Below are 23,274 nucleotides of genomic sequence, written 5' to 3' on the forward strand. Positions count from 1 at the left end.
AAACAGAAACAATATATTTCAACAGATTATTATTTTTGTAACTTAAGAAATACTCAGTGAAATATTTTTAAAAATAGATGGTTTATTGTCAGGGGAGGATTCATGAAGAAAATTTTCCCAAAAATTCCACCTGTTTCTAGAGGGGTTTGATGGATTTTAGCCAGGTTTAAGACTTACATGCAAAGGAGACAGCAGTGCTCCTTAATTTTTAATGGTGGGGGGAGACGAAGAAAACCAGATGAATTGGTTCTCCAAAACTATTTCCAATTTTGTGTTAATTCGTTATAATAGGTGAAACCTGTCACAGGGCGGGTGGTTTAGTTGAGAGGAGACGAGTAGAGTATGACGAGTGTGAGCACAGAGAAGAGAGGGTATTTTGGTGAGTTCGGAGGCAGTTTTGTACCTGAAGGCCTTCAGCAAGTATTGGACATCCTGGAGGAGCAATTCCTGAAATACAAGGATGATCCGGATTTCCAGGAAGAATTCAAGTTTTATTTGAAAGAATATGTGGGCCGGGATAATCCGCTGACGCTGGCGGAAAACCTGACTAAGAAGGTCGGCGGCGCAAAAATCTACCTGAAACGGGAAGATTTGAACCATACTGGTGCCCATAAAATCAATAATGTGATTGGACAAATTTTGCTGGCAAAACGCATGGGGGCGAAGAGAATAATCGCCGAAACCGGTGCCGGCCAGCATGGCGTTGCCACTGCAACCGCGTGTGCGATGTTCGATATGGAATGCATCATTTATATGGGGAAACTGGATACGGAACGCCAGGAACTGAACGTATTCCGGATGGAACTCCTCGGGGCAAAAGTCGTTTCGGTCGAAGCGGGGCAGGGGCGTTTGAAGGATGCGGTCGATGCCGCACTTGGAGACCTGGTCGAAAACTATGAAAATACATTTTATTTATTGGGATCAGCCGTAGGGCCGCACCCGTTCCCGATAATGGTTAAGCATTTCCAGTCGGTGATCAGTGAGGAATCGAAACGGCAAATCCTTGCAAAAGAAGGGAAGCTTCCGACAGCCGTGATTGCCTGCGCTGGTGGGGGCAGCAACGCGATTGGCGCGTTCGCCCACTATATTGAGGAGCCCGAGGTCAGGCTGATTGGGGTCGAGCCAAGTGAGGCGCCGACTTTGACGGAAGGTGTACCCGCTGTCATTCATGGATTTAAATGCCTGACACTCATGGATGAAGAGGGGAATCCGAAGCCAACATACTCGATTGCAGCGGGCCTTGATTATCCCGGAATAGGACCGGAACACAGCCAGCTCAAGGTGAGCGGCCGCGCCGAGTATGTGACGGTGAGCGGGGAAGAGGCACTGGAGGCGTTTCTCCTTTTGTCAAAAACAGAAGGAATCATCCCTGCACTCGAAAGCGCCCATGCAGTCGCGCACGCCGTGAAACTCGCCCGCGAATTGCCGGAAGATGATATTCTCATCGTAAACCTCTCCGGACGCGGTGACAAAGATGTTGCCCAGGTGTATGAGATGTTAAAGGAAAAATGAAATTAACATAGAAAACCCAATCGGAGTTTAAGTTCAAAAAATAAGGCTCAGTTAAAGGTGAGTGTTGATTTTCAAGAAGTTGATTGGAACGGAGGGGACTGACTCCAGTGGGATGCAGCTGCACGTGGAGACCCCACAGGCGTCTATGAAGCCGAGGAGGCTCCACGGTCCGCCCCGCGGAAAGCATGTCCCCGGAGTGGAAATCAACAATCAAGGATAGCCGAGCCAAAAATAAAAAAGACAATGTTTGGCAGTTCAATTCGCAAAAGAGTTGGACTGCTTTTTTTGACAAAACAAGGCTTTTTCACAGAAGTTCTGATAACTAACAGGAGGGAGAATGATTGAATATTACTACTGATTCCCTTGTAGTTCTATGTATTACTTTGGGGATACCAACTTTTATGGGTATTAGGGAGTACTTAAAGATGGATCAAGATGATAAAAAAACGGTAATGAAGGATTTTAGATCACCCGATTTTATTTTCACTATAGGATTTTTTGTATTAGGTGCTCTCTTAACTCAATTAGGTGATTTATTTACTTTCAGTACAATTAAAGGAATTGGGTTTGTTTTAATAATGATAAGCAGCATTGTTTCAACATTCCATACCTGGAAGAAAAGTAGGTTCAAAAGCCTGATCATTTTTATCTTAATTTCTTTTCTAATTTTCTTAAATGTAAAATATTTAATTCCTCGGACTTAAAAGGTGCTTTACTCCAAGGAGACATCTACATTAATTTTTATTTCATCAAGAACCCAATATTTCCATGAATTCGGCTAAACCACCTTACTGCTATAAAAACTGGGAAAAAGGCCCCCAATGCTTTAAGTTGCACAGCAGAGGGGGCCTTTCCTCGTTGTTTTTAAAGTGGTGAAGTTCAAGCGTTCTTCTTTGTCGGATATCCGATGAGGATAGAGATGATTCCGCAAATTCCTATGAGAATTGGATAGAAAGAGTATTCCAGGATGCTCACTGGCGAAATTCCGGCTACGCTTGCAGCTGCAAGAAATTGAGCGCCGTACGGCAGGAGGCCCTGAATCGAACAGGAGAAAAGATCTAATATACTTGCAGACTTTCGCGGCTCAATTCCATATTGGTCAGCAATATTTTTTGCAAGAGGTCCGGCAATTAAAATAGCAATTGTATTATTGGCTGTCGATAAGTCGGTTAGCCCAACAAGACCGGCAATCCCGAATTCGGCACCTTTTTTCGATTTGATCCTCCGTGTCGCAAGGTTAAGCAGAAAGTCAATTCCACCGTTAAACTTAATAACCTCCACCATCCCAGCTATTAATATTGCAAGAAAGGCGATTTCATACATGCCTGCCATTCCTTTACCCATCGTTTGCAGAAGGCTCATTACGTGATAGCTGCCATCCACTAGGCCGACAGCCCCGGCGAGAACAATCCCCAATGCGAGAACGAGGAACACATTCATTCCGGCCAACGCGAAGATAATAACCAACACATAGGGAACAATTTTAACCCAACTATAGCTTAAATGTTCGACCTGTGCCGTTTCACCCATTGTGATAACCCCGAAAATAATGCCCGTAACAATAGCTGCCGGCAGCACAATCCAAAAATTCACCTTAAATTTATCCTTCATTTGCGCGCCTTGTGAACGGACGGCCGTAATGGTTGTATCGGAAATAAAGGATAAATTATCGCCAAACATCGACCCGCCAATAATCGCCGCCATAATTAAGGCCATGGAAAGATCGGTATGCCCGCTTATCCCAACGCCAATTGGAGCAAGTGCTACAATTGTTCCCATCGAAGTACCCATTGACAGGGAAATAAAGCAGCCAATGATGAACAAACCTACGACAAGCAGGTTTTGCGGAACGACCGATAAAGCAAAGTTAACAGTGGAATCTACTGCCCCCATGCCTTTTGCTACCTCTGAAAACGCGCCGGCCAAGAGAAAAATAACAACCATCAGCATGACATTTGAATTGCCTGCGCCTTGGCAAAAAATATCAACTTTCCGAGAAAAAGATTCTTTCCGATTCATTGCCAGAGCCACAGCACCCGAAATGGCGATGGCGACAATGACTGGAAAAGCATAAAAATCACCTGTCATAACTCCTGAACCAATAAATAAAATCAAAAAAACAACAAATGGGACCAGCGCCCATGGATTTCCTTTGTTCATTGTTCCACCTCCAAAAATTTAAAAAGGGACACGCCTTTTGTATATTTTTCGTCCCGAAAAAAAGGCCTCATCTTGAAACAACAAGAAGAGGCCTTATATGTATAAAACACTCATCTTATCTTTCAAGTCTTTGCTTGCTGGATTTGGCACAGAAACGCTAAGTTCCGCTGCCGAGATTTCAACGGGCCAGTCCCTCCATCTCTCTTGATAAGAAGAAAATCATATTATTTTGTCACAGTGTTAAAGGTTACAGGATTTTCATTCTTTTATCAACATAATTTTATTGGATATTTAGAGCGGCCGAATTGAACAGTTATAACGCCTAAAAAGGCACGCCTTTTAATGGTGGCTTAAGTTTCTTACTAGTAATATTTTCAATTCTTTTGTTTTAAAAAACGAAAATAAATAGCAGCCTGTTATCACGATAGCACTGCCGATTCCTTGTATCCAAGTCATTTGTTCACCTAAAAAAAGAAACGCTAAAATGGCAGTAAATATCGGATTGAAATTCAGAAAAACTCCTGATGTCGTTGAACCTAATTTTTGAACACAAAGATTCCAAAATATCATACAAACTACTGTTGAAATTACTCCCGTATAAAGAATCGCAACTATGAAAGAAGGATTAATAGTCGAAACAGTAAAATAAGGAACGCTGAAAGGCAGGAGGACAATTAGGCCAAAAATAGCGGAGTACAAAGTGGACATCAAAACAGAAGTTTTTGTCATGGCCCATTTCGCGCAAATTGTATAGAGGCCCCATACACATACTGCAGCTATCATCCATAAATCTCCTGTATTAAAATTCAATGAAAACAAGTAGTCCATTTTCCCTTTTGATAGCACTAGAATGACACCAATTAGGGAAAAAATCATTGAAACAATTTGCAGTAAATTAATTTTTTCTTTCAAAAAGACAAATGAACATAAAGCGATCGAAATTGCATTTAATGTAGAAATTAATCCTACATTTGTCGCTGTTGTGTGCTCTAATGCTAAAAATTGCAAAAGGTTAAAAAGAACAACACCTGTTAATCCCATTAAAAACAAAGGAAGTAGAGCATTTCGCGGTGGCAATATCTTTTTTTCCTTCCACCATAGAAGCGGTACAAGGCAAACGACCGCAATCAACCACCTAAGGGTCGTCAGGGTGAGGGGTGATGCATGAACAACTAGAGATTTACTAACAACAAAATTTCCTGCCCAAAACAAACAAGTTAATAGCAACAAGACATAATACTTAATCGGCATTTTTTTATCCTTCTTCCTTCATGTATCACTGTTCCTTTTAGTGTAAGGTGTATCTTATGCTTTAAATTATTTTAACATTTATCTATAAAAACAATATTTATTTCTGTATAATCTAATAAAAACAAAATAAATATTAATTGTTGTGCATTTTGACGAAATAATATTTTGTTAACGATGTTGTTTTTTAAAGGAATATGAAGAATGAAAAGGAAGTGGAAGACGTGGAATCTATCGTGAATAAAATACTTGATGACCTGGATTTTCAAATTTTAGATATTCTTCAAAATGGGGCACAGATAAGTAATTCTGAAATTGCGAAACGTGTTAATTTATCTCCACCCGCAACACACGCGCGGATCAAAAGGTTAGAAAATGAAGGATATATTAATCAGCATGTCGCGATTTTGGATAAAGAAAAGCTTGGATTTGATTTATTATCTTTTATTTTTATTAGCACGAACATACACCAATTTGAGAAGCTAGAAATCTTGGAGAATGCGCTAAAGTCCATGCCAGAGGTTTTGGAGTGTCATTGCATAACGGGAGAGTATGATTATCTTCTAAAAGTGGCGAATAAAGACAGTAGGGAATTGGAGGGGTTTATAAGAAAATTAAATAAACTAGGCATAACACGGATTCAAACTAGCTTAGCATTAAGGGAAATTAAATATTCAACTGTTTTACCTATCTCCTCAAATCACCAAAATTGATAAGAGCTACAAAAAGAGAAGAGGGCGTTTAATATTTTTCCTGGACAGCTGTTCGAAATGAAAAATGCTTGAAGCATATTTAAATGACTTCAAGCATTTTATTTTGCTAATTTCACATTCCTAGTACGGTATCCATTGCAAAGGCAAGAGTAAATCGAGTTTTGCTCCTAAAACCAAGGCCGCCAGGATTCGGAAGGGTTTTTAACGTTAGCGATAACTATTTTTTATTAAACTTTTTACTCATTTCGTCTTGTGTCTTGCTAAATGTCTCATCGATTTGTTTCAGCTTGACACCGAATAGTTGATCTTTTTCTTTAAAAAGGGTGCCATAAAAATCGACGAGGGTATCATGCACATCTTTAGAAATTTCGACGTCGAGGTTTCCTGTATGAAACAGGTCGCTGAGCGCGTTCAGGCTTTCGTGATGAAACAGCCCCATATTCCTGATTGTCTCATCATGGAGGCTGCTTAGCCTTTTTTTATCCTCGGTCAGCTGATCGCTCGCTTTTGTAATGTTCTGCCTAAACCAGTCGGACCATTGGCTTAATGTGTTCGAAGATTGGTCGAACTCCCGGTCGAGATCCTGCTGGTTTTTCGCATCGATATATCTGCCGCCGGCGCTGTCGGCAATCTGCTTAAGCTGAGCCGCATCTTCGCCGTTTACAGACAGGCCGATGACATTGATGATTGGGTTTATGTTCGACTGGGCGAGGGCTTTCGCTTCTGCGGCTGGATTGCCGTCGCATGTCTCTTTTCCGTCAGATACTAAATAAATGACATTTGTCGCGTCAGAATTGTTCCCGAGTTTTTCGCCTGCCTGCTTGAGTGATCTCGCCATCGAGGTCCAGCCGCTTGGAGAAACGGAATTCACCGCCGTGGCAAACGAGTCGGCATTGTAGGCGGAGAGCGGATAAATCTCGTCAATACTGCTGCATGATAGCTGCTTATCGCTGTCAGATCCGGTTCCCTTGTGCCCGTAAACTGTCAGGGAAACTTTAGCGTTATCGGGCAGGCCGGAGCTGAACTCGCTGATGGAGTCTTTGGCCATTTCCATGAGCGTTTTGCCGCCTTTTACCTGTTTCATCGACCCTGACGCATCAAGAATGATCGCCACATTGATCTGTTCCTTCATTTCCCTGCCGTTCAGCTTGATGTTCGATTTTGCCTCAACATCTTCAAGGCTGATTTTTCCTCTCGGTTCAAAGGTCGACAGTCCCGGAAGATTTGGAAAATAGGTTTCTGTGAGGAATTGCTTTATTTGGCTGCCTTTTTCACTATTGCTTATGGAAGAGGCATTGATCTCTTCGAGTTTTTTCAAAACGGCATCCTTATCCTGGTCGGTCAACTGTCCGTTTTTCAGTTTTCCCCACCAGAGCCCCTCTTGATGGTTTTCCGCTTCACCCATTGTGGCGGGAAAAGCGAAGGAGATGTCAGTGTTAGGCTGGAATGCGTCCGGCCATAAAAGCTCATCATCTGAAGTTGACTGTTTTTCTGGTTCTTCTTTCTTAGTGTCCGCGGCTTCTGTATCCTTCTCTTTCGCGTCCGCTGTTTCTGTTTTCTTTTCTTTGGCATCCGCAGCGGCCATGTTTTTCTTTTCACTGTCCGATTTAGAGCAACCCGCAAAGAGAAAAATCAAACACAGCAAGCATGCCAGTACTTTCTTTTGCAAACTATCACCATCCCCATAGTAATAACACTTCCTTTATACCTGTTTCATGCATTATTTTCCAATCCCAGCCCTCTTGCCGACGAAAAATAGGCCGAAAATCCTAGTTCGGCCTGTCTGTTTTCTGCTTTAAAAGACTAACGCAGAACATTATCTAATTTTTCCATACTACCTTTCAACTCCGAAGGATATGACCTAAGGAAAAGTAACGAATTGTTCACATATTTATGATTTGGGGTGCGGTATAGTTAGGGTGTGCTTATTTTTATCGCCCTACTATAAAAGAAAGGAAGTGGCTTATGGATTTTTACAAAAAACGTATCCCGTCCGCTGAAATGCTTGGCCTCCGCTCGCTGCACCTCAGGATGGGCCTGTCAGACAGCGACAGGAATCATTATTTCAATCTCCTGAAAGGATATGAAGGGGAAGTGCAGTTCGACGCAATGACTAGAAATTTGACATGCGATTGCATTATTTTAAACGATTTGCTTCTCACCTTCGGGGGGAATGAATTCCAAATTGATACTTTGATCATTTTCGCTACGCTAATTCATCTTACTGATATCAAAAATTTCGAAGGCGACCATGTGTATGAAAATGATAAACTCTTCAGGCTCGGCTCCGATTTCGAACTCAATAACCCGCTGAATCAGATTGGCCGCTGCGAAACCAAATTGCACCAGTTGCTCCAAAGCCTCGGCTGGAAGCTACCGATTCATCCATCTGTTATTTTCATCAACCAAGACTTCACCCTCTATCAAGCACCTATAGACAAGCCGTTTGTCTACCGCCCCCAACTTAACCGCTTCCTGCAAAAACTAAACCAAACCCCATCGAAACTCACCGCAAAACATTGGCAGCTTGCAGAAAAGATTGCCTCACTTCACCAAGCCCAATCCAAGAATGCCAAACTGCCAGCCTACAACTTCGAAGAACTTCATAAGGGTATCTTTTGTGAAAAGTGCCTCTCGTTTTCTGTAGAAGTTGAGGGCCGCACACTGGTTTGCGGGGCATGCGGTCATAAGGAATCGGTTGGGGCTTCGATTATGAGAGCGGTAAAGGAGTTCAGTTTGCTATTTCCCAATGAACGATTGACGACAAATGTGATTATGGAGTGGTGTGGAGTAATCCACTCAAAAAAATGCATAAGAAATGTCCTTGAAAAAAACTTAAAGAAATACGGTGTTGGCCGGAGTTCGTATTATATATTTGATTAAAATCTTGTTCGGAAAAACCTTAGCGCCCGAAGGCCCGAGGGCGGCAAGCCGTTCGGTCACTAAGTCCTCGTTTAGTGCCCGAAGGCCCGAGGGCGGAAAGCCGTTCGGTCACTAAGTCTTTGTTTAGTGCCCGAAGGCCCGAGGGCAGAAAGCCGTTCGGTCACTAAGTCTTTGTTTAGTGCCCGAAGGCCCGAGGGCGGAAAGCCGTTCGGTCACTAAGTCCTTGTTTAGTGCCCGAAGACCCGAGGGCGGAAAGCCGTTCGGTCACTAAGTCCTCCTTTAGTGCCCGAAGGCCCGCGGGCGGCAAGCCGTTCGGTCACTAAGTCCTTGTTTAGTGCCCGAAGACCCGCGGGCGGCAAGCCGTTCGGTCACTAAGTCCCTGTTTAGTGCCCGAAGGCCTGTTGGCGGAAAGCTGTTCGGTCACTAAGTCTTCGTTTAGTGCCCGAAGGCCTGCGGGCGGCAAGCCGTTCGGTCACTAAGTCCCTGTTTAGTGCCCGAAGGCCCGGTTGCGGCAAGCCGTTCGGTCACTAAGTCCCCGTTTAGAGCCCAAAGCCCAAGTTGCCGAAAGCCATTCGGCCAATAGATGAGGGTCCTGGTCCTGAATAACCGGCTTTCCATTCACTGGCTTTTGTGTTTACACTTATTAATAAAAGGTAGAACCGGGATGCTCCTCTCCCTCTGTTTTTCCCCTGGACTTTACTATAACTAAAGTATAAAGTTTTACTATATTATGTCAGTTCTTAAACTGTAGAGAAGCTAAAGTAGTAGAAGCAGTGATAGAATTTGGCAAGCTGTTTTTGCCAAAAGAAAGAGGGGCTTAAATGGAAATTTGGGATGTTTATGATAGGGATCGGATCAGGACGGGGAAGACGATGGTGCGGGGAAGTGATTTTGAAGCAGATGCGTATCACATGGTGGTTCATGTTTGCATTTTTCATTCGGATGGAAGAATGTTGATTCAGCAAAGGCAACCGTTTAAGGAAGGCTGGCCGAATCTATGGGATATTACTGTTGGCGGTAGCGCGGTGGCCGGTGATTCCAGCCAGTCTGCCGCCGAACGGGAAGTGCTGGAGGAGATAGGGTATCAAATAAATTTGCAGGCAGTTCGCCCCTCCTTGACTATCAATTTTGAAAAAGGGTTCGATGATATTTATCTTGTAGAAGATGATGTGGAAATAAGCAGCTTAAAGGTGCCTTCCGAAGAGGTCCAAAAGGTGAAGTGGGCTACAAGTGAGGAAATCATTTCAATGATTCACAGCGGGAATTTCATTCCCTACCACACCAGTTTAATAGAATTGCTGTTTGATTTGCGTAAAGGCTTAGGAGGCCATAGTAAATCGGCACAGTAGAAAGAGATGGTCCTCAATGATGTCAACCCAAATAAACCTTTTCAAGAACCGTTTCCACTCGAGGGAACGGTTTTTTACTTAGGTTCAAAACAATATCCAGCTTTTTTCTACGAGGCTATAGAGGATTTCCTCATAAACTTATTCCCGAAATCATAACTTTGACATCTTTGTGAAAAGATTAACAAAGTTTTCGCTGTATTGTAACATACGTCACAAATTTCCATGGGATTAGCAATTACAATATAAACATAAAGATAACATTAAAAAACTCAACCGCATTGAAAACTCGGTTCGATAATTATAGGAGGTCTGTAACCATGAACAAGAAAAAATTAGTAATGATCGGGAATGGGATGGCCGGCGTCAGGACGATTGAAGAAATCATTAAACTAAATCCAGATAAGTTTGAAATCACCATCTTTGGCAATGAACCGCATCCGAATTACAACCGCATCCAGTTGTCGACTGTTTTGCAGGGCGATACTACGATTGAAGATATCATCATGAACAGCTGGGAATGGTATGAGGAAAATAATATTGAACTTTTCACAGGCGAAGCGATCGTGAAAATCGATCCTGTAACGAAAACAGTTACCTCTGAAACCGGGCGTAGCATCCGCTTCGATGAACTCATCATTGCAACAGGCTCTAGCTCTTTTATCCTGCCAATCCCGGGGGCGGACAAAGAAGGAGTGACCGGTTTCCGCGATATCAAAGACTGTGAAACGATGATTCAATCAGCGGGAACCTACCGCAAGGCTGCCGTCATAGGCGGGGGGCTGCTTGGCCTTGAAGCTGCGAGGGGACTTTTGAACCTTGGTATGGAGGTTGATGTCATCCATCTAATGCCGCACTTAATGGAAAGGCAGCTCGATCCAGCCGCGTCAGAAATGCTCCGCGCCGAACTCGAAGCACAGGGAATGAACTTTTTACTCGAAAAACAAACGGTTGAAATACTTGGAGATGACCGTGTGACTGGCCTTCGTTTCAAGGATGGCACTGAAATTGAGGCTGACCTAGTCGTCATGGCGGTTGGAATAAAGCCGAATGTCCAGCTGGCAAAAGAAGCCGGTCTTTTCATAAACCGGGGGATTGTCGTCGATGACTTCATGAGGACGAGCGTCCCTTTTATCCGCGCGGTCGGCGAATGCGCTGAGCATCGTGAAATTGTCTACGGCCTTGTGGCTCCGCTTTATGAACAGGGGAAAGTCCTCGCCGCACATATTAGCGGAATGGACACGAATCCTTATGAAGGATCTATCGTCGGTACGGGCTTGAAGGTTTCAGGGGTCGACCTGTTCTCCGCCGGTGAGATTGATGACGGACCTGGCGTGAAAGCAATCAGGATCCACAATGAATTTGACGGCGTCTACAAGAAAATTGTCATCCGCGACAACCGTGTTACCGGAATTGTGCTCTTCGGCGATACGAACGACAGCTCAAGGCTGTTCCGGATGATGCTAAAAAGAGAAGATGTCAGTGGGATGACAAGCGTAGCTATCCTTGAATCCGGCTGCTGCGGAGGCGCCGGTGCAGGAAGTGATGTCGCGGCAATGGCGGATGATGAACTTGTCTGCGGCTGTAACGGCGTCACAAAAGGCACGATTGTCAACGCGATCAAGGCAAATGGCCTGACAACGGTCGAAGAAGTTGGCGGATGCACGAATGCAGGCCGTTCCTGCGGCCGCTGCAAAGGGCAAATTTCCGAACTTCTCGCCTATACGCTTGGCGATCAGTACGACCAATCAGCTAAAAAGACTGGCATGTGCGCTTGTACCACATTGAGCCGTGATGAAGTGGTCGCGGAAATAAGCGAAAAAGGCTTGACGAGCATTAGGGAAGTTATGAATGTCCTTGAGTGGAAAAATGAAGAGGGCTGCAGTAAGTGCCGTCCTGCCCTGAACTACTATCTTGGCATGATCAATCAGGAGCAATACAAGGACGACCGCGACTCCCGGCTTGTGAACGAAAAAATGCACGCGAACATCCAGAAGGACGGCACGTATTCCGTTGTGCCAAGGATGTATGGTGGCGTGACGACTGCGCAAGACCTGAAGAAAATCGCCGAGGTTGCTGAAAAATACGATGTTCCGCTCGTGAAACTGACTGGCGGACAGCGGATTGGCCTGTTCGGTTTGAATAAAGAAGATTTGCCTGCAGTGTGGGAGGAACTCGGAATGCCTTCAGGTTATGCTTACGGAAAAACCCTCCGCACTGTCAAAACTTGTGTCGGGGCAAAGTTTTGCCGCTTTGGCACACAGGATTCAATGGGTCTTGGCATCGAGCTCGAGAAAAAATTCGAGCGGCTTGATACTCCCCATAAAGTGAAGATGGGCGTATCGGCCTGTCCGAGAAACTGCGCCGAAGCCGGCATTAAGGACTTCGGAATTGTCGGCATCGACGGCGGCTGGGAAATCTACGTTGCCGGTAATGGCGGTACAGACCTTCGCGCGGGTGATTTGCTTGATACAGTCAAAACAAAAGAAGAAGTCATGGAACTTATCGGGGCTTTCATGCAGTACTACCGTGAAACTGCTGTTTACCTTGAGCGTACGTCCAAATGGGTGGAACGCGTCGGACTAGATCATGTTAAAGAAGTACTCGGAGAAGATGCAACGAGAAAAGCGCTGAACGAACGCCTTGACAAGACGCTTGAAAGGTACAACGAACCTTGGCAGGAAGCCATCGATTCAAGTGAAATCCAGGAAAAATACTATCAAAAGCGTTCCGTTCGAGTGCCAGTTGAGGTTTAATTTTGAAAAAAAGCCGGCCATTGGGATCTTATCCAAGGTTTCAAGGCCGGCGTTCCAGGAAAGGAGTGGCCATAATGGCTAAAGTTAAAATTGCTGATTATTCAAGTCTGCCTGAGAGGATTGGCCAGGTTTTTAAAATCGAGGAACAAGAAATCGTCTTGTTCCGGCTCTCAAACGGAGACGTTAGGGCGGTCGAGAACCGCAGCCCCCATCCAAAAGGAGGAACTCTGGCGGATGGACTGGTCAGCGGAGAGTTTGTTTTTTGCCCGGTTTATGATTTGAAAATCTCCCTGATTGATGGAAAAGTGCAGGCGCCTGATGAGGGCGAGGTCAGGACGTTTACAATCGCAAGAGATGGAGAACAGGTATATATAGAAGTATAAGCAGGTTGGTGGGCTCATTTTAAAGGCAATCGAAATACCGGCTGGAAGGGTGACTTGAGATGGGGAAAGGGAAAGTGTTTCTTGTAGGAGCGGGACCTGGCGATATTGGGTTGATTACAGTGAAAGGGCTCGAAGCGATAAAGGCTGCCGAGGTGATCCTTTATGACAGGCTGGCTAATCCGAAGCTGCTTGATTTCGCACCGGCCGGATGCGAGCTCATTTATTGCGGCAAATTGCCGGACCGTCATGTGCTCCGCCAGGAAATGATCAATGCCATCCTCGTCGAAAAAGCACTCGAAGGCAAAACGGTGGTTCGCCTAAAAGGCGGGGATCCCGGTGTGTTTGGCAGGGTAGGGGAGGAAGCCATGGCCCTGGCGGAACAAGGCATTTCTTATGACATCGTCCCTGGCATTTCATCTGGTATTGCCGCTCCGGTTTATGCCGGCATCCCTGTCACCCACCGGGAATTTGGCGAGTCTTTTGCCGTCGTGACGGCGCATGACAAATCGAAGGACGGGCATCCGGATCTCGATTGGAAAAGCCTCGCTTCAGGGATTGACACGATTGCTTTTTATATGGGGATATCGAACCTTCCATTCATCTGTGAAAACCTTGTGAAGCACGGAAAAACGGCGGCAACGCCCGTTATCCTGATTCAATGGGGCACGTTCGGGCGCCAAAAGGTCCTTGAAGGGACGCTCGGCGATATTGCCGAAAAGGCGGTTGTTGAGAAATTTACTAACCCAGCCATCACGCTTGTCGGGGAGATCGTTTCCCTTCGGAAGAAACTTGCCTGGTTCGAGAAGAAACCGTTGTTTGGCCGGCAGGCGATTTTAGTTCGGACAGGGACCGAGGAAAGTCGATTGGCAAAAGAACTCACTGCCCAGGGCGCCGATGTAATCGAATTTCCGAGGTGGAAACGGAGCACGGTAGCACCGGACAAGGGCATTTTGGCCCGGTTATCTGATTATGAAAGCATTTTGTTTACATCTCCGGAAAGTGTAGATGAATTCTTTACTATTTTAATAGAGGGAAAAATCGATATCCGCCGGATCCGCGCCGACTTGTTCGGAGGTTCGACGAAGTCATTGGCAGCATTGAAGAAGCGGGGCTTTTTAGCCGCTCCAGAGCCGGAGTTGGAAACAGACGGAAAGCTGCTGATCGTTGGCGACAGTTCTATTAAAGGCCGCCCCGAATACGAAGATTGCGATCAATTCATCACTAGCCTCAAAGAAATTGATATGAACTTTAGGCCGATTTTTGCAAGAATGATAGAAGAAGCCGAAGTAAATACACTCATCTTTCCTTCCGCGGCCGCTGTTCAGGTGATGATGGAAGCGGGTATAGGGGAGAGTTTAATTCCGGCGAGTCTCATGGATAACGCGGAAATCGTTGCTCTTGGGGAAAAGACGGCGAGTGCCTTGGACGAGTACGGTATTGATCCAGATACGATTCCAACACAGCCGACGAAAGAGGCGCTAGTGGACAGTCTTCGAAAAAGAACTTGATCATTGCAGTTCCTGATGCACTAAGGTTGTAGTTTGGGAGGAATTAATTATGGAAGCCATTCTTTATATCGGCCACGGCAGCCGCTCCGAGCAAGGCAACGAGCAGTTTATATCGTTCATCGAGGAAACCATGAAGCTGGCCGATGCACCAATTAAAGAATACGGATTTCTTGAAAAAGTGCAGCCTTCCATATTTGAAGCGGCTGAGAAATGCATCCATCAAGGCGCGGGCAAGCTGACAGTTGTCCCGGTTCTCCTTTTGCCCGGAATCCATGCAAATGTCGACATACCCACCGAACTTACAAAAGTGAAACAAGCCTTTCCCGAACTCACCATTCAATACGGAAATCCGATAGGCTCCCATGAACAAGTCACTGAAATTCTATTGGACAGGATGGAAGAGACCGGATTCGCGGACAGCAAAGAGGAAGTTGTCCTTTTGGTCGGACACGGAAGCCGTGACCAGGAGGCTGCTGCCGAATTCAGCCGCGTTGCCGCAGGGCTTACGAAGAGAATTTTTGCAAAAGTCGAGACGGGTTATTTGAAGGCGGATCCCAGCTTTGACGATAGATTGGGTCACATGGCAAAAGACGGAGGGAAGAGAATTTATCTAGTGCCTGTACTTCTTTTTACAGGCGGATTTACTGATCAAATTAATAATAAGGCTTCATTAGTTAGGCGAGCCTTTCCGGCCTGTGAAATAGTCGTGTGCAGGCCGGTCGGATTTGATGACAAGCTCATGGCTGTGTTGAACGAACGGGCCGCAGAAGCAAAAACATGATTGAACTCCAGGGGTATCTCTAATTGCAAAAAAGCCGGCATCTATTCTGAATTCGAGTAGATGCCGGCTTTTCTAGATTTGGAAGTTTACCTTTGTTTCGGTTGCTTATTTGTCACATCCAACACATCCAGTAAGAAAACGAAAATAGGAATTCCGAGTATGAGTCCCCACACTCCGAAGAAATGCTCTGAAAAAATGAGGACGATAAAGGTGTAGAAAACTGGGAGATCTGTCTTGGATGACATCAGCTTCGGATTTAACACATAGGCTTCGACCATATGGATAATCCCAATCGCAATCAGTATATAAAAAACTTTTATAAATCCGCCAATTGTATAGGCAATTAAAGTAAGTGGAATGAGTGAAATAATCACTCCGGCAACTGGAATAAGTCCAAGGAAGAAGACCGTGATCGCCAATCCGAAAATTTGCGGGAACCCTAAGATGACTAAAGAAATGACAGTTAAAATACAATTGATAATTGAGATAATAAATTGAGCCTCGATTACTTTTCCAAACGTTTGAGTGAACTTTCTGCCAAAATACTCAATTTCATAATAAAAAGGGGCGATTTTACTCGTTTTAAATTTATGGGTAAATTGTATTAACCGGGGTTTTTCAAGCAAGAAAAATAAACTTAATATTAATGAAATTAACACTTGAATACTTACTTTACTAATACCGGTGAAATACTTAAGCAAAAATGATAATCCATTTTCCAAATAAGCCGCAATTTGATTATTGGTAATAAGTGTTTCAATATAATTAATGATCAAATTGTCATGCGGTTGGGTGTAAAAGGATGTAACCCTTTTAATGAGCTCACTAATTTCATTTACTATAATCGGCAAATATTTCACTAGTCCAAAGGTTAATAATCCAACGATGAGCGTATAGATTAAGAATACGAGCAACCTTCGATTTATGGGAATGCGCCTCGCAGTAAACTCCACAAGTCGGTCCATTAAAAAAGCGAAAATGAAAGTCAGCAAGATTAGATTTATGATACTCCGTACACTGTATAAGAATAAAACGATTAAAGAAAAGATAATGAGTCGTTTTACCCCTTTGTTTCGAACCAATTCGGTTAGCGCTTCCATTTAAACATTTCTCCTTAGTTAAGTTCCATCTGAATAACGTATATTATTAACTTATCGGGTCATTATTACAAGCTTCGAGAATTTTTTCAATATCCTTTCCTAAATAAACACAAAAAGGAACCCATTTCGGGAAGAGAGGGTTCCTTTTTTATGCCTGCTGATTTAGTGACAAATGAAATTACACATAATTAGATAATCAGACATATTATATCGATGTATAAAGTACCTTGACTGTCATAGTAATATAAAGTATATTTTTTTTTAGGAGGTGGAAATCTTCAGTGAGTTTAAAACTTTCGTCCGATTTGTTAAGGGGACATACAGACACGATTATTCTCAAACTGTTGTTGAGCGGGGATAAATACGGATATGAGATATCCAAATTGATCCAATCAGGATCGAATGGCCGCTATGAATTGAAAGAGGCAACAATGTATTCCAGTTTGAAAAGGCTCGAACAGGAAGGAAACATCACTTCCTACTGGGGAGACGAAACGCAGGGAGGGCGCAGAAAGTACTATCACCTGACTGACAAAGGCAAATTGACCTACACGGAAAACAAAAAAAACTGGGAATATGCCAAAGAAATCCTCGACTCTTTAATTTGAAAGGTGGAAAATCGATGAGTGATAAATTAAAAGCATATTTGGATGGCATTTTTTCTCCTTATGAGGACATAAAGACCATTAATGAAGTTAAGCTGGAGCTCTTCCATGACCTGCAGGAAAAGATGGACGATTTAAAGAGGGAAGGATTCACAGATGAAGCAGCTTTTCATAAAACGATTGATTCGATAGGCGACATTTCTGAAATTGTAGAAGCAATTCATGATAAAACGAGAGAGCTGCAACAAAGAGTGGGGATGGATTTATCCAAGAGCAATATGGAAAATTCCGATTTTACATCTGTGAAGGTCCATGACGGCAAGTTCGATTACAGCAATCTTCAGGGCAGTGACTTTACTGATGCGGACTTGTCGAACAGTTCATTTAAATGCAGTAATTTAGATAAGGCCATATTCGACCGTGCGAATCTAAGAGGAGCCAAAATCAATAAGTCTAATTTGGGGGGAGCAAGTTTCAAGGCAGCCATTTTGGATGATACGGATTTTTCTAATTCTAACTTATCAGAAGTATGTTTTGACAATCAGACCTTCAATGGGACCATCTTTAACAATGCCGGGCTAAAAGGGACTTCCTTTAAAAATGCTGTCTTCCACAACGTTTCTTTCAAAACAAATGTCAAAAAGGCTATATTTGACGGAGCCACGATGGATAAATTGACATTTGCGATTTTAAAGGGATATAAGGCGAATCTTGATAATGTCACAGTTGTTTAACTAGGAATGAAGAAAAAAACCAGGGTGGTGTCCTTTTTGATCTATCCGATTTTTCTTGAATTAAAAGGCCGTCCGGTGCTCGTTGTTGGCGGCGGCATGGTTGCAGGACGAAAAGCGGCAGGGTTTGTAGGCGCAGGCGCTGTTGTGACGGTAGTAAGCCCTGACCTTTCACCCGAATTGGCGGAAATGGCTGAGGAAGGCAAAATTACTTGGAGAAGGAAGTGCTTTTCCCGTGAAGATGTGGGGGAGGCATTCCTGATTATTGCCGCCACCAATGACCGCGAGACAAATTTTGCAGTGAAAAAAGCAGCTGGCTCTCATCAGCTTGTCACAATCGCGGACAATCCGGATGCATCGGATTTTCACGTGCCATCCATCGTCAGGCAAGGAAAATTGACTTTGGCTGTTTCAACATCTGGTGCAAGCCCTTCCCTTGCAAAAAAAATCCGCTTGGAACTTGAAGAAAAGTATGGCGATCAGTACACCGACTATCTGGACTTCCTTGATGAATCCAGGAAGAAAATCATCGGAACTGTACAAGATGCCGGCCGGAAAAGGGAACTGCTATCGCTGCTTGCTAAAGATGAAACTCTGCTGGATAAAAAACGCAGACTCGAAATGGCAGAGCGACTGGATAAGTTGATTAGGGAAGGGACTGACTAAAGCAGCTTTCAGTCCCTTCATAAAAAATAAGTACCAGCCAGGGGCCTTGTTAATTCAAGTGACGCCCACCGCCATTATAATATTGTCCGAATATCCCATAGTTCTGGGAAAAAGCGCTGGTCGAGAACTTTTTTCAGGTAGCCGACTCCGGATGAGCCGCCTGTGCCGGTTTTAAATCCGATGATCCGCTCGACCGTTTTCATATGGCGGAATCGCCATTGCTGAAAGCAGTCTTCGAGATCAACAAGTTTTTCAGCGAGTTCGTATAGCTCCCAATGTGACTTCGTGTTTTTGTAAACACTCATCCAGGCAGCCCTTACCGAATCGTTTTCCTTGTAGGATTGCGTTACGTCCCGGGCGAGGATTTTTTCATCAATTGGAAATCCTGCTTTATACAAAGCATGGATGGCTGCATCATAAATGCTCGGTGCTTCATAGGCTTTTTTCAGCTCGGCCTGCAGGACCGGGTCTTTTTGATATATTTTAAGGATATGGCTGTTCTTGTAGCCTAGCGCGAATTCAATCATCCGGTTTTGGTACGACTGGAAGCCGGACGCCTGGCCAAGCGTTTCCCTGAATTCCATATACTCTGACGGTGTTAGGGTTGACAGCACATCCCACGCATGAATGACCTGTGCCTGCGTTTTTGTGACGCGCGCCAGGCATTTTTGCGCTGAGGAGAGATTATCGTCCTTAATGGCAGCAATCGCCGCATTCAGCTCGTGAATCATCAGCTTCATCCATAGCTCACTGACCTGATGGATGATGATAAACAGCATTTCATCGTGGTGGCCGGATAGCCGATGTTGGGCCGACAGGATTTTATCAAGCTGGAGATACTCGCTGTATGTCATATTGTTAGTAAAATCAACAACAATGCTTTCTTCTCCCGTTGTTGGGTTTTTGTTGTCAAGAACCATTTCGAACCTCCTCGGTGGTTTCTGGCACGCTTGTCCGGAGGCTTGCGCCGGGGCCGGGGCCATTTTTGCGAAAATACGCTACTACAGCTTCCTGATGACCGCGCGGACCGGACTGCCATCAGCGTCCTTAAGTGCAAGTGGCAGGGCGATTAGTTCGTAGTCGCCGTTTTCAACATCATCGAGCATGAGGTTTTCAAGGATATGGATGCCGTGGCGATACAGTGCGTGATGGACCGCCATGTCTTTGCTGTCGAGCAGGTCAACGGAAGGAACATCTACGCCTAGCAGCTTTACGCCTTTTTCGCTAAGATAAGCGGCGATATTCGCTTCGAGTTCCTGAATTCGTTCAGGGAAATGGTCCGGGCTGTTCGGGACTGCCGTTTTGAGAAGCAGCCGTTCGATTCCTTCAAGGTCAAAGCATCGGAGTGTTTCTGCATTAATCTTTTCAAAGGAAGAGACGTCGATTACACGTGACGGACCAATGAATATGCCGATGTCGAGCCCAAGAATCCTTTCACCTTCATTATCAAAATGAAACGGCGCGTCTACATGGGTGCCTGTATGGAGGCTGGTTGTGATTCTGCCAATATTGACGGAGCCGGTCTGTTCATTTGTGAACGCGGTTTCATAATGGAACGGCGTGTCGCCTGGCCAGTGGCCAATTCCGTTATGAAGGGGCTGCGAAATATCAATCCACTTGTTGTTAGTCATGCCACAACTCCCCGCTTGTTTTCAAATTGCTTGTATTTCTCCTCGACCATAATTGTCTTCAGGATCTGGACTGTTTGCCATACTTCTTCAAATGTATTATATAGGGCGACGGGGGCGAGCCGGATTCCGTTCGGGGCGCGGAAATCGGGTATGATTCCGTCCGCCTTCAACGCCTTGCAGATCCTCGGAGCTTCCGGGTGTTCAAGAAAAACATGCCCGCCACGTCTTTCATCGTCCAGTGGATTTCGAACAATAAATCCGTGGCCGACCAATTCTGACTTAATGAGCTCCATTAAATATCCGGTGAGACGGAGTGATTTTGCCCGTATTTTTTCCATGCCGATTTCATTGAACATCGACAGCGAGCCGATAATCGGGGCCATGCTGAAAATATTTGGCGTGCCTATTTGGTAGGCACCGGAATCACCGGCAGATGTAAGTTCATGCTCCATATCGAATTGCTTCTCCTTGTTTGAACCGAACCAGCCTGCAAGGCCCGGAAGTTTGCCAAAATGCCTTTTGTTTACATATAGTCCGGCCGCTGCTCCGGGACCGGCATTCAAATGCTTGTAATGGCACCAGAATGCAAAATCGACATTCCAGTCAGTGAGGTGGTGGGGGATGGAGCCGATCGAGTGGCACAAGTCGAAACCGATTGGGATTCCACGCTTATGGGCCTCTTTTGTTAAAAACTCCATGTCAAGGATCTGGCCGCTCCGATAAAGGATGCCTGGCAGGACAATCAAGGCAATTTCATCGGTCATTGAAGAGATGATGTCTTCTTCAGTAAGGGTATGGCCATCATTGCTTTTTACTTGTATTAGGTGGGTTGCAGGATCGAACCCCTTTAGCTTCAACTGGCTCTGAAGCGCGTAAATGTCGCTCGGGAAATTCAGTTCGTCAGCGAGGATTTTCGTCCGTTTCCCTCTTGGCTGATAAAAAGTGGCTGCGAGCTGGTGAAGGTTTACTGTTGTTGAGCCTGTGACAATGACTTCGCCTTCATCCGCTCCGACAAGCGGCGCCACTTGGTTTCCCAGGTTTTCAGACAAATAGAACCACGGATAATCTCCTGCTGTCCAGCCGTCGATGCCATGCACTTTCCAGGCTTCGATCATCCCGAGCAATGATTGTTCGGCCCGTCTGGACAAAAGCCCAAGCGAATTGCCATCCAAATAAATTTTGTTTTCGTTTAGATAAAATTCATTCCTGTACGATGCGAGAGAATCCTGCCGGTCAAGCTCCTTGGCATACTCGTATGTAATTATCATGCTTCCTCAACCTTTCAGAATTTTTCTTCAATTTAAAGTATAGTATGTTTGCCAAAGGTGCGTCAAAAATATGTTGCGTCATAAAAGAAGAGATGCCGGAGGAACGGGAGAGCAGCTTTCCTGCTTTTTTTTGCAGGGCTGACTGGGTACACAATCTTACTATTGCTGTTGTAATTGCAAAAAAAATACCTGTTCCCGCCTGGCAAAAGCTGTCGGAGAGACAGGTAGCTAATAAAATATTAGGGAGATATAGGTTTAGATGAGAAGAGTTTATCTAAGCAGGTCTCTTTCTTATATTGTAAGTCCAAACAAATCGCTAGCCAATTCCTTAAACTTTTCGTCACTGATTTCTTCTTTTTTTATCGTGCCATCTGTCCAGATGGTGGCCGAATTTCCTGCCAGTGTGACGCTTCCTTTATTGGTCAGCCTCGTAATTAATATCCGTTTATTGAATACGGAACCTGGATGGTTGACGATAATCTTCTGGATTTCATTTAAGTCACTTATGGTCGTGGCGGTATCATTGGCGTCAAAGGCATAGCCTTTTCGCCAATCGTTATCCTTATGATTAAGCTTCATATACAAACAATAATCCCCGTATTCACTTGGTTCCTTTTGAACACGGAAAACACCGTTTCTGGATGAGACGGTTTCGCCGTTTAATGGGACAGGGATTAACGGAAGGTTGCCGCCAAACCCGGTATCGACGAGATATTGCTGGCCTTTATCCATAATGAGAATGGCCACGTGGGTTTTACCGGTCTCACTCCATTTTTGATCGCTTGCGTCATAAACAACTCCTCGGATTAACCTGGCATTAAAGCTGTTTTCCGCAAGAAACAAATAGAGAATGGCATTGAGGTCATAACAAAGCCCACCCTCGTTCCGCGTGAGGATCTTTTCCATCAAAGACTGCTCCGTTATTTCAGTTGTCCCGCCTTTCATCACACACACATTTTCAAAAGGAAGCGCCAATGCTGCCTTTTCAAGGGCTTGTCCAAGATTTTCAAAGTTGATTGGCTCATCCTGCTCAATCCCAATCCTTTTGCGAAACAATTCATTAACTGTAGTCATAAACGCACCTCCATTCAATACTCAGTATATTAGGATAACAGGGGCTTCGCTAATAAGATGCCCCATCATTATTTAAACGCGCCTGTTATTCTCCCGCCTTTTTGTTGAAGAAGTACCCCCCTACACTTCTTGGTCAGCCGCTTGTCTTTTTCATCTTGAACTAGTGTTCACCGAGTGCCTTGCAACACTCAAAGTTTGTCGAATGAAGTTTATTGACCATATTGGTCAAAGAGGAATAAACTAAGATTGACCACACTAGTCAACATGTGTTGGGAAAGGAGGGGGCACCTGTGTATTCGAAGTTTTTAAATTTGGAAACAGAAAAGCGCAATCGTATTTTAAACGCTGCTCTGGATGAGTTTGTACAGAAGGGCTATGACAATGCATCGACGAATGAAATCGTCAAGAAGGCAGGCATTTCAAAGGGACTTCTTTTCCACTATTTCAAAAATAAAAAGCAATTGTATCTTTTTTTATATGACTACACACTCGATATGTTTGAAAAAGAATTTTTCGAGAAAATGGATTCAATGGAAAATGACATTTTTATTAAAATGCGCCAGATTGTTTTGCTTAAACTGGCGTTGATTCATAAGCATCCTGATATGTTCAATTTTTTACTGACGGCTGTCCGGGAGGAATCCCCTGAGATTACGCTCCGAAATAAGGAACTGATTGAAAGGAGCTATGTCAAAATTCTGGAGAACATTGACCTGTCACCATTCAGAGAAGATTTGGACATCCCAAGTGCGATCAATATCATTGTCTGGACACTCCAAGGTTATTCAAATCAGATTCAGGAAAAAAACAAATTTCTGTCGCTGGATGAAATCAATTATGATGAAATTCTTGCAAAAGTAGACGGATATTTAAAAGTACTTAGAAAATCTTTCTATAAGTGACAGGAGA

At 44.4% G+C, this 23,274-nt stretch carries 21 protein-coding genes and 1 riboswitch; of the genes, 13 read left to right on the forward strand and 8 right to left on the reverse strand.

Going from position 1 to position 23,274, the window contains the following annotated elements:
* Window positions 1–342 precede the first annotated feature (342 nt).
* Window positions 343–1,512: a tryptophan synthase subunit beta gene (gene trpB, locus BN1002_RS05980; protein ID WP_048824111.1), complete on the forward strand. Its 1,170-nt coding sequence runs from the start codon at window positions 343–345 to the stop codon at window positions 1,510–1,512.
* A 341-nt stretch (window positions 1,513–1,853) separates the two neighbouring features.
* A complete protein-coding gene (locus BN1002_RS05985) occupies window positions 1,854–2,216 on the forward strand; it encodes a hypothetical protein (protein WP_048824112.1) in 363 nt (120 codons plus the stop codon).
* A 175-nt stretch (window positions 2,217–2,391) separates the two neighbouring features.
* Here the strand turns inward: BN1002_RS05985 and BN1002_RS05990 are convergent, their stop codons facing one another.
* Window positions 2,392–3,672 carry a Na+/H+ antiporter NhaC family protein gene (locus BN1002_RS05990; protein WP_048824113.1) on the reverse strand — a complete coding sequence of 427 codons (1,281 nt, stop codon included), beginning with the start codon at window positions 3,670–3,672 and terminating at the stop codon, window positions 2,392–2,394.
* Window positions 3,673–3,784: 112 nt separating this feature from the next.
* Window positions 3,785–3,886: riboswitch (SAM riboswitch) on the reverse strand.
* Window positions 3,887–4,011: 125 nt separating this feature from the next.
* The gene (locus BN1002_RS05995) at window positions 4,012–4,923 is read right to left on the reverse strand and encodes a DMT family transporter (RefSeq protein WP_048824114.1); all 912 of its coding nucleotides are present in this window, start codon (window positions 4,921–4,923) and stop codon (window positions 4,012–4,014) included.
* 221 nt (window positions 4,924–5,144) lie between these two features.
* On the opposite strand from BN1002_RS05995, the gene BN1002_RS06000 reads away from it, so the two are divergent.
* A complete protein-coding gene (locus tag BN1002_RS06000) occupies window positions 5,145–5,633 on the forward strand; it encodes an Lrp/AsnC family transcriptional regulator (RefSeq protein WP_048824115.1) in 489 nt (162 codons plus the stop codon).
* A 217-nt stretch (window positions 5,634–5,850) separates the two neighbouring features.
* On the opposite strand, the gene BN1002_RS06005 is transcribed toward BN1002_RS06000, so the two are convergent.
* Window positions 5,851–7,302, reverse strand: a complete 1,452-nt coding sequence (locus BN1002_RS06005) for a vWA domain-containing protein (RefSeq protein WP_048824116.1) — start codon at window positions 7,300–7,302, stop codon at window positions 5,851–5,853.
* Between the two features lie 296 nt (window positions 7,303–7,598).
* Between BN1002_RS06005 and BN1002_RS06010 the strand changes: the two genes are divergently transcribed.
* From BN1002_RS06010 to BN1002_RS06035, 6 genes are all read left to right on the forward strand, one after another.
* Window positions 7,599–8,516, forward strand: a complete 918-nt coding sequence (locus BN1002_RS06010; RefSeq protein WP_048824117.1) for a nuclease-related domain-containing protein — start codon at window positions 7,599–7,601, stop codon at window positions 8,514–8,516.
* A gap of 821 nt (window positions 8,517–9,337) precedes the next feature.
* Window positions 9,338–9,865, forward strand: a complete 528-nt coding sequence (locus tag BN1002_RS06015) for an NUDIX hydrolase (protein WP_048824118.1) — start codon at window positions 9,338–9,340, stop codon at window positions 9,863–9,865.
* A 317-nt stretch (window positions 9,866–10,182) separates the two neighbouring features.
* Window positions 10,183–12,618 carry a nitrite reductase large subunit NirB gene (gene nirB / locus BN1002_RS06020; RefSeq protein ID WP_048824119.1) on the forward strand — a complete coding sequence of 812 codons (2,436 nt, stop codon included), beginning with the start codon at window positions 10,183–10,185 and terminating at the stop codon, window positions 12,616–12,618.
* A gap of 74 nt (window positions 12,619–12,692) precedes the next feature.
* The gene (gene nirD, locus BN1002_RS06025; RefSeq protein ID WP_048824120.1) at window positions 12,693–13,001 is read left to right on the forward strand and encodes a nitrite reductase small subunit NirD; all 309 of its coding nucleotides are present in this window, start codon (window positions 12,693–12,695) and stop codon (window positions 12,999–13,001) included.
* A gap of 59 nt (window positions 13,002–13,060) precedes the next feature.
* Window positions 13,061–14,509 (forward strand): uroporphyrinogen-III C-methyltransferase, encoded by a 1,449-nt coding sequence (gene cobA, locus BN1002_RS06030; protein ID WP_048824121.1) that lies wholly within the window; start codon window positions 13,061–13,063, stop codon window positions 14,507–14,509.
* Window positions 14,510–14,558: 49 nt separating this feature from the next.
* On the forward strand, window positions 14,559–15,290 hold the full coding sequence (locus tag BN1002_RS06035) for a sirohydrochlorin chelatase (protein WP_048824122.1): 732 nt from the start codon (window positions 14,559–14,561) through the stop codon (window positions 15,288–15,290).
* Window positions 15,291–15,376: 86 nt separating this feature from the next.
* Here BN1002_RS06035 and BN1002_RS06040 read toward each other — a convergent pair whose 3' ends face one another.
* A complete protein-coding gene (locus BN1002_RS06040; protein WP_048824123.1) occupies window positions 15,377–16,390 on the reverse strand; it encodes an AI-2E family transporter in 1,014 nt (337 codons plus the stop codon).
* A gap of 281 nt (window positions 16,391–16,671) precedes the next feature.
* Between BN1002_RS06040 and BN1002_RS06045 the strand changes: the two genes are divergently transcribed.
* Genes BN1002_RS06045 through BN1002_RS06055 form a run of 3 tightly spaced genes read left to right on the forward strand, consistent with a single transcriptional unit; the run spans window position 16,672 to window position 18,392 of the window.
* On the forward strand, window positions 16,672–16,998 hold the full coding sequence (locus BN1002_RS06045) for a PadR family transcriptional regulator (RefSeq protein ID WP_048824124.1): 327 nt from the start codon (window positions 16,672–16,674) through the stop codon (window positions 16,996–16,998).
* 14 nt (window positions 16,999–17,012) lie between these two features.
* The gene (locus BN1002_RS06050; RefSeq protein WP_048824125.1) at window positions 17,013–17,729 is read left to right on the forward strand and encodes a pentapeptide repeat-containing protein; all 717 of its coding nucleotides are present in this window, start codon (window positions 17,013–17,015) and stop codon (window positions 17,727–17,729) included.
* 36 nt (window positions 17,730–17,765) lie between these two features.
* Window positions 17,766–18,392 carry a precorrin-2 dehydrogenase/sirohydrochlorin ferrochelatase family protein gene (locus BN1002_RS06055; protein ID WP_052445621.1) on the forward strand — a complete coding sequence of 209 codons (627 nt, stop codon included), beginning with the start codon at window positions 17,766–17,768 and terminating at the stop codon, window positions 18,390–18,392.
* Window positions 18,393–18,466: 74 nt separating this feature from the next.
* On the opposite strand, the gene kynA is transcribed toward BN1002_RS06055, so the two are convergent.
* The 4 genes from kynA to BN1002_RS06075 all read right to left on the reverse strand — a co-directional run bounded on the left by kynA (window position 18,467) and on the right by BN1002_RS06075 (window position 22,365).
* Window positions 18,467–19,312, reverse strand: a complete 846-nt coding sequence (gene kynA, locus BN1002_RS06060; protein ID WP_048824126.1) for a tryptophan 2,3-dioxygenase — start codon at window positions 19,310–19,312, stop codon at window positions 18,467–18,469.
* 81 nt (window positions 19,313–19,393) lie between these two features.
* Window positions 19,394–20,023: an arylformamidase gene (gene kynB, locus BN1002_RS06065; protein ID WP_048824127.1), complete on the reverse strand. Its 630-nt coding sequence runs from the start codon at window positions 20,021–20,023 to the stop codon at window positions 19,394–19,396.
* Window positions 20,020–21,291: a kynureninase gene (gene kynU, locus BN1002_RS06070; RefSeq protein WP_048824128.1), complete on the reverse strand. Its 1,272-nt coding sequence runs from the start codon at window positions 21,289–21,291 to the stop codon at window positions 20,020–20,022. Before kynU ends, kynB begins: the two co-directional genes overlap by 4 nt.
* Window positions 21,292–21,582: 291 nt before the next feature.
* Complete coding sequence (locus BN1002_RS06075; RefSeq protein ID WP_048824129.1) at window positions 21,583–22,365, reverse strand: arylamine N-acetyltransferase family protein; 783 nt, start codon at window positions 22,363–22,365, stop codon at window positions 21,583–21,585.
* A 290-nt stretch (window positions 22,366–22,655) separates the two neighbouring features.
* Here BN1002_RS06075 and BN1002_RS06080 point away from each other — a divergent pair, with 290 nt between their 5' ends.
* Complete coding sequence (locus BN1002_RS06080) at window positions 22,656–23,267, forward strand: TetR/AcrR family transcriptional regulator (protein ID WP_048824130.1); 612 nt, start codon at window positions 22,656–22,658, stop codon at window positions 23,265–23,267.
* Window positions 23,268–23,274 lie beyond the last annotated feature (7 nt).

Source organism: Bacillus sp. B-jedd, assembly GCF_000821085.1.
In the GTDB taxonomy this organism is placed as follows: Bacteria; Bacillota; Bacilli; order Bacillales; family Cytobacillaceae; genus Bacillus_D.

Excerpts from the sequence above, each read along its gene's own strand:
- BN1002_RS05995 (WP_048824114.1), bottom strand. The coding sequence starts at position 4,923 with ATGCCGATTAAGTATTATGTCTTGTTGCTATTAACTTGTTTGTTTTGG.
- nirB (WP_048824119.1), top strand. The coding sequence starts at position 10,183 with ATGAACAAGAAAAAATTAGTAATGATCGGGAATGGGATGGCCGGCGTC.
- kynU (WP_048824128.1), bottom strand. The coding sequence starts at position 21,291 with ATGATAATTACATACGAGTATGCCAAGGAGCTTGACCGGCAGGATTCT.
- BN1002_RS06015 (WP_048824118.1), top strand. The coding sequence starts at position 9,338 with ATGGAAATTTGGGATGTTTATGATAGGGATCGGATCAGGACGGGGAAG.
- BN1002_RS06075 (WP_048824129.1), bottom strand. The coding sequence starts at position 22,365 with ATGACTACAGTTAATGAATTGTTTCGCAAAAGGATTGGGATTGAGCAG.
- BN1002_RS06010 (WP_048824117.1), top strand. The coding sequence starts at position 7,599 with ATGGATTTTTACAAAAAACGTATCCCGTCCGCTGAAATGCTTGGCCTC.
- kynB (WP_048824127.1), bottom strand. The coding sequence starts at position 20,023 with ATGACTAACAACAAGTGGATTGATATTTCGCAGCCCCTTCATAACGGA.
- trpB (WP_048824111.1), top strand. The coding sequence starts at position 343 with ATGACGAGTGTGAGCACAGAGAAGAGAGGGTATTTTGGTGAGTTCGGA.
- BN1002_RS06040 (WP_048824123.1), bottom strand. The coding sequence starts at position 16,390 with ATGGAAGCGCTAACCGAATTGGTTCGAAACAAAGGGGTAAAACGACTC.
- BN1002_RS06050 (WP_048824125.1), top strand. The coding sequence starts at position 17,013 with ATGAGTGATAAATTAAAAGCATATTTGGATGGCATTTTTTCTCCTTAT.
- BN1002_RS06035 (WP_048824122.1), top strand. The coding sequence starts at position 14,559 with ATGGAAGCCATTCTTTATATCGGCCACGGCAGCCGCTCCGAGCAAGGC.
- BN1002_RS05990 (WP_048824113.1), bottom strand. The coding sequence starts at position 3,672 with ATGAACAAAGGAAATCCATGGGCGCTGGTCCCATTTGTTGTTTTTTTG.
- cobA (WP_048824121.1), top strand. The coding sequence starts at position 13,061 with ATGGGGAAAGGGAAAGTGTTTCTTGTAGGAGCGGGACCTGGCGATATT.
- nirD (WP_048824120.1), top strand. The coding sequence starts at position 12,693 with ATGGCTAAAGTTAAAATTGCTGATTATTCAAGTCTGCCTGAGAGGATT.
- kynA (WP_048824126.1), bottom strand. The coding sequence starts at position 19,312 with ATGGTTCTTGACAACAAAAACCCAACAACGGGAGAAGAAAGCATTGTT.